We start from the raw sequence: 17,345 nt of genomic DNA on the forward strand, positions 1-17,345 counted from the left end.
ATAATTAATAGTAAATGGAAATTACAAAAATCTGCTGCATAGGTGCCGGTTACGTAGGAGGGCCTACAATGGCTGTTATTGCACAAAAATGCCCGCATATTCAGGTTACAGTTGTGGATCTGAACGAACAAAGAATTAAAGATTGGAATGATCCAAATACTGATAATATTCCTATATACGAACCGGGTCTTTCAGAAATTGTTGCAGAAGCAAGAGGAAGAAATCTTTTTTTTTCAACCGAAGTAGAAAAAGCAATAGATGAAGCTCAGGTTATATTTATTTCGGTAAATACCCCAACGAAAACCTATGGTAAAGGAAAGGGTATGGCCGCCGATTTAAAGTACATCGAATTATGCGCGAGACAGATTGCAAAAGTTGCAAAGCAAAATAAAATTGTAGTAGAAAAATCTACTCTTCCAGTTCGAACAGCAGAAGCTATTAAAAGCATATTAGATAATACTGGAAATGGTGTTCAATTCCAGATTTTATCAAATCCTGAATTCCTGGCAGAAGGAACAGCTGTTACAGATTTGTTAAGCCCTGATAGAATTTTAATTGGAGGCGATTCATCTTCTGAAGGAGAAAAAGCAATTAATGCATTAGTAGATGTATATGCAAATTGGGTTAGCAGAGATAAAATTCTAACGACAAATGTTTGGTCTTCGGAATTATCTAAATTGACAGCTAATGCTTTTCTCGCGCAGCGTATTTCATCTATAAATGCTATGTCAGAATTATGTGAAAAAACAGGAGCTGATGTAAATGAGGTTGCAAGAGCAATAGGAATGGACAGCCGAATAGGGCCAAAATTTTTAAAAGCTTCAGTAGGGTTTGGAGGTTCTTGTTTTCAAAAAGATATTCTGAATTTAGTTTACATTGCAAAATCTTATGGTTTAAATGAAGTTGCAGACTACTGGGAACAGGTAATTATAATGAATGATCATCAAAAAAGAAGATTTTCTAATAAAATTGTCCAGACATTGTACAATACTGTAGCTGATAAAAAAATAACTTTTCTGGGCTGGGCATTCAAGAAAGATACAAACGATACACGAGAATCAGCTGCAATTTATGTAGCTGATGATTTGATCAATGAGCAGGCAAAAGTATCAGTTTATGATCCAAAAGTTTCAAAAAATAAAATGCTAAGTGATTTAGATTATTTGGAGACAAGATCGTCTGATGAAAATAATAAATCATTAATTGTTTCTGATGATGCATATGATGCTTGTAAAAATGCTCATGCCATTGCTGTTTTAACAGAATGGGATGAATTTACAACTTATAACTGGCAGAAAATTTATGATTCAATGCATAAGCCCGCTTTTATTTTTGATGGCAGAAATATTCTAAATGCAAAAGAATTAGAAAAAATAGGATTTATATACAGCGGAATAGGCTCTTAGTTGAATTTGTATTGAATGAATTTAACAGGAAAGGTGTTAGGGTAAAGAGTGATGTGGAATTTATTTCAATATAATGTATGAGTATGAATTGGTATGTTTTATACACAAAACCTAAATGGGAGAAAAAAGTTGCGGAGAGACTTGTTCAAATCGGGATTGAATGTTATTGTCCATTAATAACTCAAATTAAACAATGGTCTGACAGAAAGAAAAAAGTAGAAGTGCCTTTGTTTAATTCCTATGTTTTTGTTCAGTTGCCGGATTCTGACCGTAATTCTGTTTTTCAGATTGCAGGTGTTGTCAGATATTTATTTTGGCTGGGAAAACCTGCAGTTGTAAGAGATGAAGAGATTAACGTTATTAAAACGAGTTTAAAATCCCCTGATCTTGCAGAAATATCCGTTTCGTCCATTCAGGTTGGTGATAAAATAAAATTGGAATCAGGAGCCTTTAGTAATCAAAATGCCATAGTCAAAGAATTGTCGAAAAATTATTATATATTAGTATTGGAATCTTTAGGTTGTTTGCTAAAAATAAAATATAAGTAGATTATTATAAAATAAAATTCAATAATTCAAGTTAAAACAGAGGATATAATTTCAATTAGTGAAATTTATTCTCTGTTTTTTTAATAAAAAAATTCCTTAATTATTGATTAATAATGTGTTGGGAATAAGTACTTTTAATAATAAGTGGTTTTTGAGAGTATTAGGGAAAACGGTATTGAATAAATTGACTTAATATCTTATATTTGCCGAAAATGATTTTCGTACGTCTGATCCAAAATTGGGACTCAGAAGGGCGAAGCCGTGAGTTTTTATCACTGAATTAATAAGAGAACAAATTGGAAAAAAATATTAAAATAGCAGTTATCGGACTTGGGTATGTAGGTCTGCCATTAGCCAGATTATTCGCTACAAAGTACCCAGTTGTAGGTTTTGATATTAATGAATCACGAGTTAAAAGCTTAAATTCTGGAATTGACAGCACATTAGAAGTCGATTCCGATGTTTTAAAAGAGGTTCTTGTTAACAAAATAAATGAAGAAAGAGGTCTGTTTTGCACAGGTAAAATAGAAGATATTGCCTCTTGTAATTATTTCATCATTACAGTTCCAACTCCGGTTGATAAAAATAATCGTCCGGATTTAACTCCATTATATAAATCAAGCGAGTCAGTAGGGAAAGTATTAAAAGCAGGTGATATTGTAGTTTACGAATCTACCGTATATCCCGGAGTTACAGAAGAGCAATGTGTTCCGGTCTTAGAAAAAATTTCCGGTTTGGTATTTAATAAAGATTTTTTTGCTGGTTATTCTCCGGAAAGAATTAATCCTGGTGATAAAGAGCATACTGTTGATAAAATTCTAAAAGTGACTTCAGGATCAACTCCGGAAATAGGCTTAAAAGTTGATGAATTATACAAATCAGTAATAACAGCAGGAACCCATCTGGCGCCTTCAATAAAAGTTGCGGAAGCAGCAAAAGTAATTGAAAATTCCCAAAGAGATATTAATATTGCTTTTGTTAATGAGCTAGCTAAGATTTTCAATCTGATGAATATAGATACACATGAAGTTCTGAGTGCAGCAGCAACAAAGTGGAATTTTCTTCCTTTTAAACCTGGTCTGGTAGGCGGACACTGCATTGGTGTAGATCCTTACTATTTAGCACAAAGAGCTCAGGAGTTTGGATATCATCCTGAAATAATTTTGGCGGGAAGACGTTTAAATGACAGCATGGGAGAATACGTTGCTTCACAAATTGTGAAATTGATGATAAAAAAAGGTGTTTCTGTCAATGGAGCAAATCTGTTAATGTTGGGAATAACATTTAAGGAAAATTGTCCGGATGTAAGAAATACAAAAATTGTTGATGTTATAAAAGCATTAAAAGAATACGGAATAGTAGTTACAATTTATGACCCTTTAGCAAATGTTGAAGAGGTTAAAAAAGAGTACAAACTTGAAACTATAAATTCCTTGCCAATCGAAAAGTTTGATGCTATAGTTTTAGGGGTAGCACATAATGAATTTTTAAAATTAAATTTTTCAGAATTGCAAAAGGAGAATAGTTTATTATATGATGTAAAGGGAGTTTTAGGTTCTATCGCTGATAACAGGCTCTAGAAGCTTCAAAATTCCTTTTTAATTTTAATAACAAAATGGATAATAATAATACAATTATACATGTAATTTTAACAGGTGGAGTTGGAAGCAGATTATGGCCTCTTTCTCGTAAAAGCCAACCTAAACAATATTTAGAGATTTTTGAAAATAAATCCTTATTTGAAATGACTGTTGAAAGAAATAGTCATTTAGCAGATAGAGTAATGGTGGTTGGAAATGTGGATAATCATCATTTAAGCGGTAAAGTGATGGACAAAACACAAACTGCTTATACAAATATAGTTGAAGCCACTCCGCGAAATACGGCAGCTGCTATTGCTTTTGCTGCTTTTGCATCAAATCCTGATGATATATTAATTGTAACACCTTCTGATCATATTATTGATAAAATGCAGGATTACAATAATGCAATACAAGAAGCAGTATCTAAAGCTAAAGAAGGTTTTATTGTAACTTTTGGGATCATTCCTACCAAGCCGGAGACTGGTTATGGTTATATCGAATCAAAAGGTGATAAAGTATTATCATTTCGCGAAAAACCAAATGAAACTACCGCCAAAGAATTTATAGCAAGAGGTAATTTTTTATGGAATAGTGGTATGTTCTGTTTCAAAGCAGGAGTCTTATTGGATGAATTAAAACAATTTCAGCCTGATGTCTATGAAAAATCAAAAGCAGTTTGGGATGTAAATAAAGATGGTTTTCTTGATTTAGATTTGTCATTAGAAATTCCGTCAATAAGCATTGATTACGCTGTAATGGAGCGCAGTAAAAAAATTAAGGTTGTTCAGGCCACTTTTTCATGGTCAGATTTAGGTTCTTTTGAATCTGTTTATGAATATTTGGTTACAAAGGGGCATCCTATAGACGGGAACGGAAATATGGTCATTGGGTGCGAAAACCATACAACATTCCTAGGCCTGAAAAATACAATATTTGTTCACACCGATTCGGCCAATTTAATTTTGCAAAAAGAAAATTCGCAGGATGTAAAAGATATATATAACGAATTAGAGAAGCAAAATTCAGTTTTATTAAATTAATAAAAATCTAAATGAAAAAAATTCTTATAACTGGCGGTGCCGGTTTTATAGGTTCTCACGTAGTAAGACGTTTTGTTAATAAATATCCTGATTACCAAATTTTTAATTTGGATGCATTGACATATGCTGGAAATTTAGAAAATATAAAAGACATCGAGGATAGATCTAATTATACTTTTGTCAAAGGAGATATTGTAGAAGAACAATTCATAAATGAACTTTTTGCAACTCATAAATTTGATGGGGTATTGCATTTAGCTGCAGAATCTCATGTCGACCGATCTATTGAAGACCCGCTTGCATTTGTAAAAACAAATGTTATTGGAACAATGAATTTATTGAACGCAGCCAAAAATCAATGGAAGGAAAATTATGAAGGAAAGAGATTTTATCATATCAGCACAGATGAAGTTTATGGCTCTTTAGGTTTTGATGGACTTTTTACAGAAACAACAGCTTATGATCCTAATTCACCATATTCAGCGTCTAAAGCTAGTTCTGATCATTTTGTAAGAGCTTATGGTGAAACTTATGGACTTCCTTATGTTTTAACTAATTGCTCTAATAATTATGGCTCTTATCATTTTCCTGAAAAACTGATTCCTCTTTTTATCAATAACATCATTAACAATAAGCCATTGCCTGTATATGGAGATGGTAATTATACTCGTGACTGGCTTTTTGTAGAAGATCATGCAAGCGCAATCGATTTGGTTTTTCATGAAGGAAAAAATCATGAAACCTATAACATTGGTGGGTTTAATGAGTGGAAAAACATAGATCTTGTAAAACTTCTATGCAAAATAATGGACGAAAAACTAGGAAGAGAAAAAGGGACTTCAGAAGGTTTAATTACATACGTAAAAGACAGGCCGGGTCATGATTTAAGATATGCAATTGATGCTTCTAAGATTAACAAAGAGCTGGGATGGAAACCCTCTGTAACTTTTGAAGAAGGTTTAGAAAAAACAATTAATTGGTATCTTGAAAATGAAGAATGGTTGCAGAATGTAACTTCAGGTTCTTATAAAGATTACTATAAAAAACAATATTCATAAATACAATTTAAGAAAATATAATTTTTTGATATTAAATTTAAATGAAAAAAATAACATACATCCTTGTTCTGTTTATTACTTTGTTTTCATATTCTGTAAAGGCACAAGACATACTTAAATCAAAAGATTTAAGTGTAGTGAAAGTAGATTATTTATCTGATGATGATTTGGCAAAAATAAGTGCACAGCTTAAAAGTAATAACACTACTATCGAACAGGTTGAAGCCATGGCTCTCTCAAAGGGGATGAGCCAGATAGAATATGACAAGTTAAAAGCCAGACTCAATGAATATTCGCAAAAAAGCGCAGGAGGAGGAAATAAACCTAAAATTCAAGAGAATAAAATTGAATCTGGAAGGAAACAAGAAGAGATTAGAAATGAGAAAGTAAAAGATTCTGCTAATGCATTGATTTTTGGATCGGAACTTTTTGATAATCCCACTTTGAATTTTGAACCGGATTTAAAGTTAGCTACCCCTGTGAATTATTTATTAGGACCAGGTGATGAGTTGCAAGTTAGTATTTATGGCGTTCAGGAATTTAATGCTAATTTGCCGGTTAGTGTTGAAGGAAAAATTTCTATTCAATATGTGGGGCAAATAGCAGTTTCTGGAATGACCGTTGAAGCAGCAACACAAAAAATTAAAGGAGCTATTGCAAGAGTTTACAGCACTGTTCGCTCTGGACAGTCGCAGGTAAGTGTTAGTCTTAGTCAAATACGAACTATTAAAGTTACAATTGTTGGAGGAAAACAACCGGGTAATTATTCCATTTCTTCTTTAGCTACTGTATATAATGCATTGCATTTAGCTGGAGGCCCTGGGAAAAATGGAAGCTACAGAAATATTGAATTAATTAGAAATAATAAAGTTTACAAAAATATCGACATTTATAGATTTCTGGTAAAGGGAGATCAGTCTGATAATGTAAGTCTGAAGGAAAATGATGTGATTAGAATTCCAGCATATTCTCAAAGAGTTACTGTTCAGGGACAGGTAAAAAGACCTGGAATTTTTGAAATGAAAAAAGGTGAGAGCTTTTCTGATTTGTTAAACTTTTCTTCAGGTTTTAATGAGTTTGCCTATACAGCATCTGTAAATGTAGTGCAAAAGACAGGTAAAGAATTTAAAGTACAGGATATAAATGAGGATCAATATAGTACTTATCAGCCACAGTCAGGAGATGTTTTTAGAATTACAAAAATATTAAACCGTTTTGAAAATCGTATTAAGATCGAAGGAGCTGTTTTCAGACCTGATTATTATTCTTTTACAGATGGAATGCGAATTTCAGACCTTGTTGCTAGAGCAGAAGGCTTGAAAGAAGATGCATACAGTAAGAGGGCTAGAATTATTCGTTTAAAAACCGATTTAACAACGGAGATTGTGAATGTTGATTTAGAAGCGGCATTAGCAGGAGACATAAATTCTGACCTTGAATTAAAAAGGGAAGATATTGTGACAGTATATTCTATTTTAGATTTTAGAGAGGAATATAAAGTTACAATTGATGGAGAGGTCAAAAATCCTGGAGTGTATGATTATTTTGAAAATCTTACTTTAAACGATTTAATTGTTCAGGTTGGAGGTCTTACTGGTTCAGCATCAAAACGAGTTGAAATTGCAAGGATGGTAAAATCTGATGTTATTGACGATTCAAATCCAAAACGTATTGAATTGCTTCAGTTCGAAATTTCATCGGATAGTAATGAACAGGCAAAGAATTTTGTTTTAAATCCTTTTGATGTGATTAATATTAGAAGAATAGCTGTTTACGAAAAACCCCAAATGATTACAGTTAGTGGAGCAGTTACCTATCCGGGCAAGTATGTTTTAGAGAATAAAAGAGAGACAGTCTACAATGTAGTAATGAGAGCGGGAGGATTGACCTCTGTAGCTAATATAGAAGGAATGAAAATTCAGAGACCTATAAAGCAAGATCAAATAGATAAAATAAAAAGTATAGATTTAAATTTATCAAAAACAGATACATTAAATGATAAGTTAGTTAAAAAATTGGAGAACGATTTGATGTTTTCCACAATACCGGTAAATTGGGAAAAAATCGTAAAAAACAAAAATCATTATTCGAACGTAAGTTTATTTCCTGGAGATGAAATTATAATAGCTACTTATAATGAGGGAGTAAAAGTTTCTGGTAACGTTTTGTTAACCTCTGAAATTCCATATAGAAAAGGGAAAAACTTTAAATATTATATTAATTCTGTTGGAGGTGTTGATAGTAAGGGATGGAAAAAAAAAGCTTATATAATATATCCTAATGGAAAAGCTGATGTTACAAAATCATTTTTATTCTTTAGATCGTATCCTTCGGTTGAACCTGATTCTCAAATAATAGTTCCAGAAAAACCTGAGACAAGGAAGATGAGTACAGGAGAATGGGTAAGTATAGGAAGTGTATTAACCAGTTTATCATTATTAATAATAACTGCTTTTAGATAAAAAAATAATGGAACATCGAACGACAGAAATTGACGAAGTATCGTTAAAAGAACTTATAGATAAAGGTAAGGATTGGTATTTGTATTTGCTTTTAAAATGGAAACTTATAATTATTGCTGTTTTTTTAGGTGCGCTTTTAGGAATTGGTTATTCTAGTGTGAAAAAAACTACATATACTGCTACATTATCTTTTGCTTTAGAAGATGAAAAATCTGGGGGGCTAGGAAATGCTTTAGGGTTAGCAAGTTCACTTGGACTTGATTTGGGAGGAAATGGAGGAGGAATGTTTACAGGAGCTAATTTAACAGAGCTTTTTAAATCACGTGCAATGGTAGAAAAAACCTTGTTAACTCCGGTAAAATTAAACGGAAAGGTTATTTCATTGGCTGAAATGTATATTCAGAATAATAAATGGCGAGAGAAGTGGAATGAAAACCCAAAGTTACGTTTGTTAAATTTTTATCCTAATTCTAATCGAAACAACTTTACGCGTATTCAGGATAGTGTACTTGGTGTAATGTATGGGAGTTTATCAAAATCGGGTCTTTTAGTTGGTTTAAAGGATAAAAAAATGTCAATTATTAATATTGAGGTTTCTTCTACAGACGAACTGTTTGCAAAATATTTTTGTGAAGCACTAGCAGAACAGGTTTCAGATTTTTACATTAGCACAAAAAGTAAGAAAGCAAGAATGAACATGGCTATACTTGAGCGGCAAACGGATTCTATTAGAGGAGAGCTAAATGGCGCTATTACTGGTGTTGCCGTTGCTAACGATAATACTTTTAATTTGAATCCTGCCTTAAATGTGCGACGAACACCGTCTGCAAGAAGACAAGTTGACGTTCAGGCTAATACTGCTATATTAACTGAATTAGTGAAACAAACCGAACTTGCTAAGGTTACCTTAAGAAGAGAAACTCCTTTGATTCAAATTATTGATAGACCAATTTTGCCATTAGAAAATGAAAAATTTGGTAAGTTAAAGGGGATAATTTTTGGGGGTTTTTTATTTGGTTTTCTTAGTATTATCTTTTTAATCGTTAAACGTATTTTAAACAATTAGTTTAAAATTTATAATAAACATCAATAAGAGCAATTATGTTAAATAATAAAACAATATTAATAACTGGAGGAACTGGATCTCTAGGTAAAGCGTTAACAAAACATATTTTTGAAGTATATCCTTCTGTAAAAAAAGTAATAATTTTTTCTCGTGATGAGCAAAAGCAATTTCAAATGGCGCAGGAATATCCGTTGAATCAATATCCTCAAATAAGATTTTTTCTTGGAGATGTTAGAGATGAACAAAGATTAATTCGAGCATTTCAGAATGTAGATTATGTTATCCATGCAGCAGCGATGAAACATGTGCACTTAGCAGAATATAATCCAGACGAATGTATTAAGACTAATATTGGAGGAGCACAAAATGTAATACACGCTGCATTGCAAACAAATGTTCAGAATGTGGTAGCATTATCTACAGACAAGGCTTGTGCTCCTATTAATTTATATGGAGCGACAAAATTAACCTCAGATAAATTATTTGTTGCTGCAAATAATATAAAAGGTGTTAACCCAATTAAATTTTCAGTAGTGAGATATGGTAATGTAATGGGATCTAATGGTTCTGTAATTCCATTTTTTATTAATAAAAAGAAAGAAGGAAAATTGCCAATCACAGATATTGCTATGACACGTTTTAATATTTCTCTTCAAGGAGGAGTTGATATGGTTATGCATGCAATGGAACATGCTTGGGGAGGTGAAATTTTCATACCTAAGATTCCTTCATATAAAATTACGGACGTGGCAGAGGCAGTAGCTCCTGATTGTCCAATTGAAATAGTTGGTATTAGACCAGGTGAAAAGATACATGAGGAAATGATTACTGCATCTGATTCTTTTTACACATATGACCTAGGAAAATACTATACAATTTTACCATCTATTCCTAACTTTAAGCTTGATAATTATTTAAATCATTTTAAAGCAAAAAAAGTTGATGAAGGTTTTTATTATAATTCTGGATCAAATGATGAATGGGAGACTATTGATAGTTTGAGAAGTTTAATAAAAGAACATGTTGATGCAAACTTTGAAGTGTAATGGAAAATAAAATTATACCTTACGGAAGACAAGAAATAACGGATGAAGATATTAAAGTTGTAATTGAGACTTTAAAATCAGATTTTTTAACTCAGGGACCTAAAATAAAAGAGTTTGAGGAAAAATTTGCAAAATCTGTTGATGCGAAATATGCTGTAGCTGTGAATAACGCTACTGCTGGACTTCATATTGCTGTTATGGTTCTTGGTTTAAAAGAAGGAGATCGAGTGATTTCCACTCCAATTACTTTTGCTGCTTCAGCTAATTGCGCACGATTTGTAGGCGCAGAAGTTTGGTTCGCAGATATTGATAGAGATACTTATTTGTTATCTCTAGAAAAAACAAGAGAATTAATAGAAAGCAAACCTAAAGGTTTTTTTAAAGGAATTATTCCTGTAGATTTTGGTGGATTACCAGTGAACTTAGAAGATTTTAGGAAATTAGCAGATGAACATAATTTATGGATTTTAGAGGATGCCTGTCATGCACCAGGAGGATATTTTATTGATTCAAAAAAGCAAAAGCAATTTTGTGGAAATGGAGTATATGCTGATGCCGCAGTTTTTTCATTTCATCCAGTAAAGCATATTGCATGTGGTGAAGGAGGGATGATTACGACTAATTCAGAAGAAGTCTATAAAAAACTTTTGTTATTACGTTCTCATGGAATAACAAAAGAAAATATGTCAGAAAATCAAGGCGGTTGGTTCTATGAAATGCAAACTCTAGGTTTCAATTACAGAATGACAGATTTTCAGGCTGCTTTAGGAATATCTCAATTAGCTAGAAATGAAAAAGGAGTTATTATTAGAAATGAAATTTCTGAACGTTATAAAAAAGCTTTTTTAGGAAAATTGAAATTTCAAGCCTTACCAGAACATTTTTTAAACGCACACCATCTTTTCGTAATTGAAGTTGATGATAGGAAAGGATTATATGATTATTTGCATAAAAATAAGATATATGCTCAAATACATTATATTCCTGTTCATCAGTTACCTTATTATAAAGAGATAGGATATAATATTGATACAGATTTGAGTAAATCAGAAGATTATTATTCAAAATGTATTAGCTTACCAATGTATCCAACTTTGAGCACTGAGGAACAAGATTTTGTTATAAAGAAAACACTTGAATTTTTAAATGTCTAATCTTTGTATAATTCCTGCAAGAGGAGGAAGTAAGCGAATTCCGAGAAAAAATATCAAATTATTTTTGGGTAAGCCAATAATTGCTTATTCAATTGAGGCCGCAATTAATTCTAAATTATTTGATGAGATAATGGTCTCTACTGATGATGAAGAGATTGCTGAAATAGCAACAAAATTCGGAGCAAATGTGCCATTTTTCAGAACAGAAAAAACAGCAAATGATTTTGCAACAACTTTTGATGTAATTGAAGAAGTTCTTCTAAAGTATAAAGATTTAGGCCAAAATTACGATGTAGTTTGTTGTCTTTACGCTTGCGCCCCGTTTGCAACTTCAATTAAACTTGCTGAAAGTTTAGAAGTGTTAGAAAAAAATAATTATGATAGTGTATTTCCTGTTATGCAATTTGGATTTCCTATTCAAAGAAGTTTAAAATTTGAAGATGATAAGATTAAATTTTTCTATCCAGAGTTCAGTTTGTCAAGATCACAGGATTTAGAAAAAAGTTATCATGATGCAGGACAATTTTATTGGATGCAGGTTGATAAATGCTTGCCAGAAAAAAAGATTTTAACTGAAAATAGTGGAAGTATAGTTATTTCTGAATTGGAAGGGCAAGATGTTGACAATGAAGTGGATTGGAAATTAGCAGAATTAAAATATGAATTGTTACAAAGTATTAAATAAACAAATATATTCTAAAGGAGATTTTTCAATTGTACCGATTCGTTATGAAGATCGTTTAGACATAATGAAATGGCGTAATGAACAAATTTATCATTTGCGTCAGGATAAGCCTCTTACAATTGAGAGTCAAGAGCATTATTTTAAAAATGTTGTAGGTAAACTTTTCGACCAAGAAAAACCAAACCAACTTCTTTTTTCTTTCTTAAAGAAAGGGAAATTAATTGGTTATGGAGGATTAGTTCATATTAATTGGATTGATAGCAATGCGGAAATTTCTTTTATTATTGACACTGAATTAGAAAACAACTATTTTCATGATTATTGGGTACTATATTTGGAGCTGATTGAACAATTGGCTTTTATAGAATTAAATTTTCATAAAATTTTTATTTATGCCTTTGATTTAAGGCCGCATTTATATGTGGCAGCCGAAGCTATTGGTTTTGTTAAAGAAGCAGTTTTAAAAGAGCATTGTAAATTTCAGGATAATTTCATAGATGTTGTTATTCATTCAAAAATTAACAGAAAGTGAAAATAGGATTACTAGCTTCTGGCGGTTTGGGATATAGCATCTTGCAACAAATATATAGTTCATACGAACTATTATTTGTTATGACAGATAAAGGTTCTGATTTAATTTGTGATTTTTGTACAGGAAATAATATACCTTGTTTTGTAGGAAATCCAAGAAATGGGAATTCAGATAATTTTTTATCCACAAAATCATGTGATATTCTAATTTCAATAAATTATCTTTTTTTAATTGAACAAAGTATTATCGATATTCCTAAAATTTTAGCATTTAACATCCATGGATCTTTGCTCCCTAAATATAGAGGAAGAACTCCACATGTTTGGTCAATAATTAATAATGAAATTGCTACAGGAATTACTGCACATATAATTGATTCGGGTTGCGATACAGGAGATGTTCTTGAGCAAGTTAAAATAGACATTGATTCGACAGATACCGGAGCAACAATTTTAAAAAAATTTGAGGCTCATTATTTTCCATTGGTAGTAAAAGTATTGAATAAAATTAAGGAAGGTGAATTAATTAAATATCCTCAGGACAATTCAAAGGCCACATATTTTGGAAAAAGAACTCCTGATGATGGGTTGATCGATTGGTCATGGCATCGTGAAAGAATTTATAATTGGGTTAGAGCGCAATCATTTCCATATCCTGGAGCTTTTACGTTTAATTTACATAATAAGGTGATAATTGATTGGGTCGAATTGGATGATCATGGTTTTGATTATAATGTTCCTAACGGTACAATCGTTACAAATAATCCCGTTAGAATTAAAACGCCAAATGGATTGGTCAAGATTACAAAGTTTAGAAATTCGATAAATAATATCATAGTAAATAATAAATTTGAAGATATATGAAAATTGACTCATTTGAAATAAATAATGTAAGTCCTGTTTTTATTATTGCTGAACTTTCAGCGAATCATAATGGAAGTATTGAAGTAGCTATTGAAACTATAAAGGCAGCAAAAAGAGCTGGAGCAAATTGTATAAAATTACAGACTTATACTGCAGATACTCTTACTATTGATTGTGATAAAGACGATTTTTTAATTAAAGGTACTATTTGGGAAGGGAAAAATTATTATCAATTATATCAAGAAGCTTATACTCCTTGGGAATGGCATGCGGAATTATTTAAAGTCGCCAAAGAAGAAGGTTTAATTTGTTTTTCTTCACCTTTCGATAAGACAGCAGTTGATTTTTTAGAAAATCTTGATGTTTCTGCTTATAAAATAGCTTCTTTTGAAATAACAGATATTCCCTTAATTGAATATACTGCTTCTAAAGGTAAACCAATTATTATATCAACTGGAATTGCGGAAGAAGCAGATATAGAATTAGCAATAGATGCATGCAGAAGAATGGGGAATAATGATATTGCATTGTTAAAATGTACTTCAAGTTATCCAGCTCCAATTGAGGAAGCCAATATGTGTATGGTCAAAGATTTGGCAGAACGTTACAACGTAATCAGTGGACTGTCTGATCATACTATGGGTGCAACGGTTCCAATTGTAGCTACAGTTTTTGGAGCAAAAATTATAGAGAAACATTTTATATTGGATCGTTCTATTGGCGGACCTGATGCTTCTTTTTCAATGAATGAACAGGAATTTACTGCAATGGTTAAAGCTGTTCGTGAAGCAGAAAGCGCAATAGGTGTTGTTGATTATTCTTTAACAGAAAAACAAATAAAAGGGAAAGATTTTTCTAGATCTTTATACATAGTGGAAGATATTAAAGCAGGAGAAATTTTAACAGAGAAAAATGTTCGTTCAATTAGACCCGGTTTTGGGCTGCACCCTAAATTTTATAATGAAATTTTGGGAAAAAAGATAAATACAGATATTGAAAAAGGAGAAAGATTCGATTTAACGTGGATAAAATGAGTAAGCAGTTAAAAAATTATTATTACAATAGTATTACCAAACATCTGGATTACGAACTCTATGATCTTTTATTGAATAATGTTAACGGAATTTTATTTGATTATAGTGATCATCACCTTTCGAATAAGATTACCTTTAAAAAAAAAATTAAAAAAATAGTTAAAAATTATTTTTTTTGGTTTCTCTACTTGAAAAATATTTCTTTTAAAAAGTATGATAAAAAGAAAATAATCATAAGTAGTTCATATGTCGACCTATGTGTAGAAAATAGTATAGTTGTATCACCGCCATGGATTTTTTCTCAGAACGCATTTTGTTCTTGGAAGTTAATACTAATAATTAGAAGGATTAATGACAAAATTCAAAGGAAAAGTATTAAAGTTTTATTTTCTCCTGAGTTCAAAATATTAATAGATAATTTTCAAGATGAATTTTCGTTTTTACTTAATAAGTATAAAGTAAATGCCCTAGTTTTTCCCAATGATTTAGCTTTTTTTGAAAATTTATCAATTAAAATAGCTAAAATGATTAATATTCCAAGCATAGTTTATCTTCATGGAATGCCAGCGAGATATAATAGTATTGATGACAATAGAGGGGAATATTTAATTGTATGGGGTAAGGGGTTTAAAGATCTTTATGTTAAGAACGGAGTAGATGAAAAAAAGATATTAACGTCAAAACATCCTGTTTATTCTGAATTTAAGAAAACAAATCTTAAATCTAATCTAACAAATGTTCTGGTTTTAACTAAAGCTACCTGTGGTGTTCCGAGTTCATCTTCGGAATTGATACTATCCAATGATAGATCGACAGTTTTATATTATATAGAGTTAGTAAAAAATAATTTGAAAAAAATGGGAGTCGAAAAAGCAACTTTAAGACTGCATCCCTCAGAAGATCCTAGTTTTTACAGTGAAAATTGGATTGATGAATTTTATGATATAGATAATTTATCAAAAGAAGAATCCCTTGCTAAAGCATCATTAGTTATAGGGCCTACCTCTACAATGTTACTTGACTCTATAAAAAAAAATACAAACTATATTTTATTTGACCCAGTTGAAGATGGAAAAACTTTAGGAGGAATGCCATTGGTAGAACCTTTTACCGGTGAGTCGTTTATTAAATTGTCTAATGATTTAGAAGAGATGATTTACAATATTAAAAATCCAAATGATAATATTGATTTTGAAAAATTGAATAATTTTTTAGAGGTTAATCCTGATGATGAAATAAGAATCACTAAAATTTTAAGTAATAATTAACAGTTTGTCTGTAAACAAACTTATAATCTCAATTTGTTTTTATTATATTCTTAATTCATAATGCAAAAATCTTACACAAAGAATTATCTTAAAATTTACTTATGGCAAATTGTCTCTTTAGTTTTAAATCTTCTTTCAATGTTTATCGTTGTCCCCTATCTTTCTTCTCAGCCAATGCTCTATGGAATCTATTCAGTTTGTATTTCTTTTTCTATTTTTTTAGCATATGCTGATCTCGGATTTATGGGAGCTGGACAAAAATATGCGGCCGAATATTTTGCCAAAGGTGATAAAATCGAAGAAATTAAAGTAATTGGATTTACAAATTTTGTTTTGTTGATTTTCTTATTCTTATTTTCAATTTTTTTTCTAGTTTTGAGTCAACAACCTGAACTACTTGTAAAGGGAATTGGTGCTTCAAATGAAAGAGATATTGCGTCTTCATTATTTTTAATATTAGCTCTTTTTACACCTACAACGTTATTGCAGCGATTGCTACAAATGATATTTGCTGTTAGAATGGAAGACTTCATTATTCAAAGAACTAATATTGTTGGAAGTATATTTAAAATAATTTCTGTTTTGTGGTTCTTTAAAAGTGACAACTATGACATAGTGGGTTACTTCTTGTTTGTACAATTTGTAAATTTTATATCTGCATTAATTACTTTATTTATTGCTAAAAAACGATATAACTATGATTTTTTAGCACTAATCAAGTCATTAAAATTCAATAAAAATATATTTAATAAAACAAAAAGCTTGGCTTTTACTAGTTTATTCATGACTGTCTCGTGGATATTGTATTATGAGCTTGATTTAGCGGTTATTGGTCATTTATTAGGAGCTGAGCAAGTTGCAATTTATGCAATTGGCTTAACGGTACTTTCCTTTTTTAGAAGTATTTTAGGTATTCTTTTTTCTCCATTCAATGTAAGGTTTAATCATTTTATAGGAAGTGGTAACGAGTCAACATTAAAATCATTTTATTTGCAAATAGTTGTTATAATAGCACCAATTGTGGCTTTTCCTATTATTACTTTCGCAATTTTAGCGGAACCAATTATAAAGTCGTGGGTGGGACCAAATTATACGTCATCAATTACAATTGTACAATTTTTAGTTTTTTGTAATATATTGGCTTTTATTACTTATCCCACTAGTTTTATGTTATTAGCCAAAGAAAGGCAAAAGATGCTTTACTTTGTTAACACTTTATTACCTTTTGTATTTTGGATTGGGATCGTATTTACAATTGATACTTTAGGAATAAAATCTTTTGCTATTTTTAAATTTGTAGCTTTTGTACTTTCAGGTTTAACATTATATAAAATAATGATTGATTACCTCAACTTAAAAATTTTAGATTCTTTAAGTAAAATTTTACTTCCATTGCTTTTGCCCATGATTTTTCTAATCTTTTCATCATTATTTGTAAGGTATTATTTACCTCGAGAAAAATCAAAAGAAAATTTATTTATAGTAATATGTACTATTAGTTTATTAATGCTTGTTTCTTTTGGAATACAGTATTTTACATCACAAGATTGGCGAAAACAAATTAATAAAACTGTAAAATTATTTAGAAAGTAACTTGTTT

The 17,345-nt window shown here is 30.9% G+C and carries 15 protein-coding genes; all 15 read left to right on the forward strand.

Features of this window, described 5'->3' with window-relative positions; translation table 11 throughout:
* The first annotated feature begins 14 nt into the window (after positions 1–14).
* The 15 genes from OZP11_RS17760 (at position 15) to OZP11_RS17830 (ending at position 17,338) form a co-directional block, all read left to right on the forward strand.
* Positions 15–1,406, forward strand: a complete 1,392-nt coding sequence (locus OZP11_RS17760; RefSeq protein WP_281231854.1) for a UDP-glucose 6-dehydrogenase — start codon at positions 15–17, stop codon at positions 1,404–1,406.
* Positions 1,407–1,489: 83 nt separating this feature from the next.
* The gene (locus OZP11_RS17765; protein WP_281231855.1) at positions 1,490–1,954 is read left to right on the forward strand and encodes a UpxY family transcription antiterminator; all 465 of its coding nucleotides are present in this window, start codon (positions 1,490–1,492) and stop codon (positions 1,952–1,954) included.
* Positions 1,955–2,250: 296 nt separating this feature from the next.
* Complete coding sequence (locus OZP11_RS17770; protein ID WP_281231856.1) at positions 2,251–3,534, forward strand: nucleotide sugar dehydrogenase; 1,284 nt, start codon at positions 2,251–2,253, stop codon at positions 3,532–3,534.
* 35 nt (positions 3,535–3,569) lie between these two features.
* Positions 3,570–4,577 (forward strand): mannose-1-phosphate guanylyltransferase, encoded by a 1,008-nt coding sequence (locus OZP11_RS17775; RefSeq protein ID WP_281231857.1) that lies wholly within the window; start codon positions 3,570–3,572, stop codon positions 4,575–4,577.
* An 11-nt stretch (positions 4,578–4,588) separates the two neighbouring features.
* Positions 4,589–5,635, forward strand: a complete 1,047-nt coding sequence (rfbB, locus tag OZP11_RS17780; protein ID WP_281231858.1) for a dTDP-glucose 4,6-dehydratase — start codon at positions 4,589–4,591, stop codon at positions 5,633–5,635.
* 41 nt (positions 5,636–5,676) lie between these two features.
* The gene (locus OZP11_RS17785) at positions 5,677–8,097 is read left to right on the forward strand and encodes an SLBB domain-containing protein (protein WP_281231859.1); all 2,421 of its coding nucleotides are present in this window, start codon (positions 5,677–5,679) and stop codon (positions 8,095–8,097) included.
* A gap of 7 nt (positions 8,098–8,104) precedes the next feature.
* Positions 8,105–9,163 (forward strand): GumC domain-containing protein, encoded by a 1,059-nt coding sequence (locus OZP11_RS17790; protein WP_281231860.1) that lies wholly within the window; start codon positions 8,105–8,107, stop codon positions 9,161–9,163.
* A gap of 35 nt (positions 9,164–9,198) precedes the next feature.
* On the forward strand, positions 9,199–10,209 hold the full coding sequence (gene pseB, locus OZP11_RS17795; protein WP_281231861.1) for a UDP-N-acetylglucosamine 4,6-dehydratase (inverting): 1,011 nt from the start codon (positions 9,199–9,201) through the stop codon (positions 10,207–10,209).
* Positions 10,209–11,363, forward strand: coding sequence for a UDP-4-amino-4,6-dideoxy-N-acetyl-beta-L-altrosamine transaminase (gene pseC / locus OZP11_RS17800; protein WP_281231862.1), 1,155 nt, complete (start codon positions 10,209–10,211; stop codon positions 11,361–11,363). The genes pseB and pseC overlap by 1 nt, the downstream gene beginning before the upstream one ends.
* Positions 11,356–12,048, forward strand: coding sequence for a pseudaminic acid cytidylyltransferase (pseF, locus tag OZP11_RS17805; RefSeq protein WP_281231863.1), 693 nt, complete (start codon positions 11,356–11,358; stop codon positions 12,046–12,048). Before pseC ends, pseF begins: the two co-directional genes overlap by 8 nt.
* Positions 12,023–12,580, forward strand: coding sequence for a GNAT family N-acetyltransferase (locus OZP11_RS17810; protein ID WP_281231864.1), 558 nt, complete (start codon positions 12,023–12,025; stop codon positions 12,578–12,580). The genes pseF and OZP11_RS17810 overlap by 26 nt, the downstream gene beginning before the upstream one ends.
* Positions 12,577–13,443 (forward strand): methionyl-tRNA formyltransferase, encoded by an 867-nt coding sequence (locus OZP11_RS17815; RefSeq protein WP_281231865.1) that lies wholly within the window; start codon positions 12,577–12,579, stop codon positions 13,441–13,443. The genes OZP11_RS17810 and OZP11_RS17815 overlap by 4 nt, the downstream gene beginning before the upstream one ends.
* On the forward strand, positions 13,440–14,477 hold the full coding sequence (pseI, locus tag OZP11_RS17820) for a pseudaminic acid synthase (RefSeq protein WP_281231866.1): 1,038 nt from the start codon (positions 13,440–13,442) through the stop codon (positions 14,475–14,477). The genes OZP11_RS17815 and pseI overlap by 4 nt, the downstream gene beginning before the upstream one ends.
* Positions 14,474–15,745, forward strand: coding sequence for a hypothetical protein (locus tag OZP11_RS17825; RefSeq protein WP_281231867.1), 1,272 nt, complete (start codon positions 14,474–14,476; stop codon positions 15,743–15,745). Before pseI ends, OZP11_RS17825 begins: the two co-directional genes overlap by 4 nt.
* Before the next feature lie 60 nt (positions 15,746–15,805).
* On the forward strand, positions 15,806–17,338 hold the full coding sequence (locus tag OZP11_RS17830; protein ID WP_281231868.1) for a lipopolysaccharide biosynthesis protein: 1,533 nt from the start codon (positions 15,806–15,808) through the stop codon (positions 17,336–17,338).
* Positions 17,339–17,345: the final 7 nt, after the last annotated feature.

The sequence above is a fragment of the Flavobacterium gelatinilyticum genome, from assembly GCF_027111295.1.
Lineage (GTDB): Bacteria > Bacteroidota > Bacteroidia > Flavobacteriales > Flavobacteriaceae > Flavobacterium > Flavobacterium gelatinilyticum.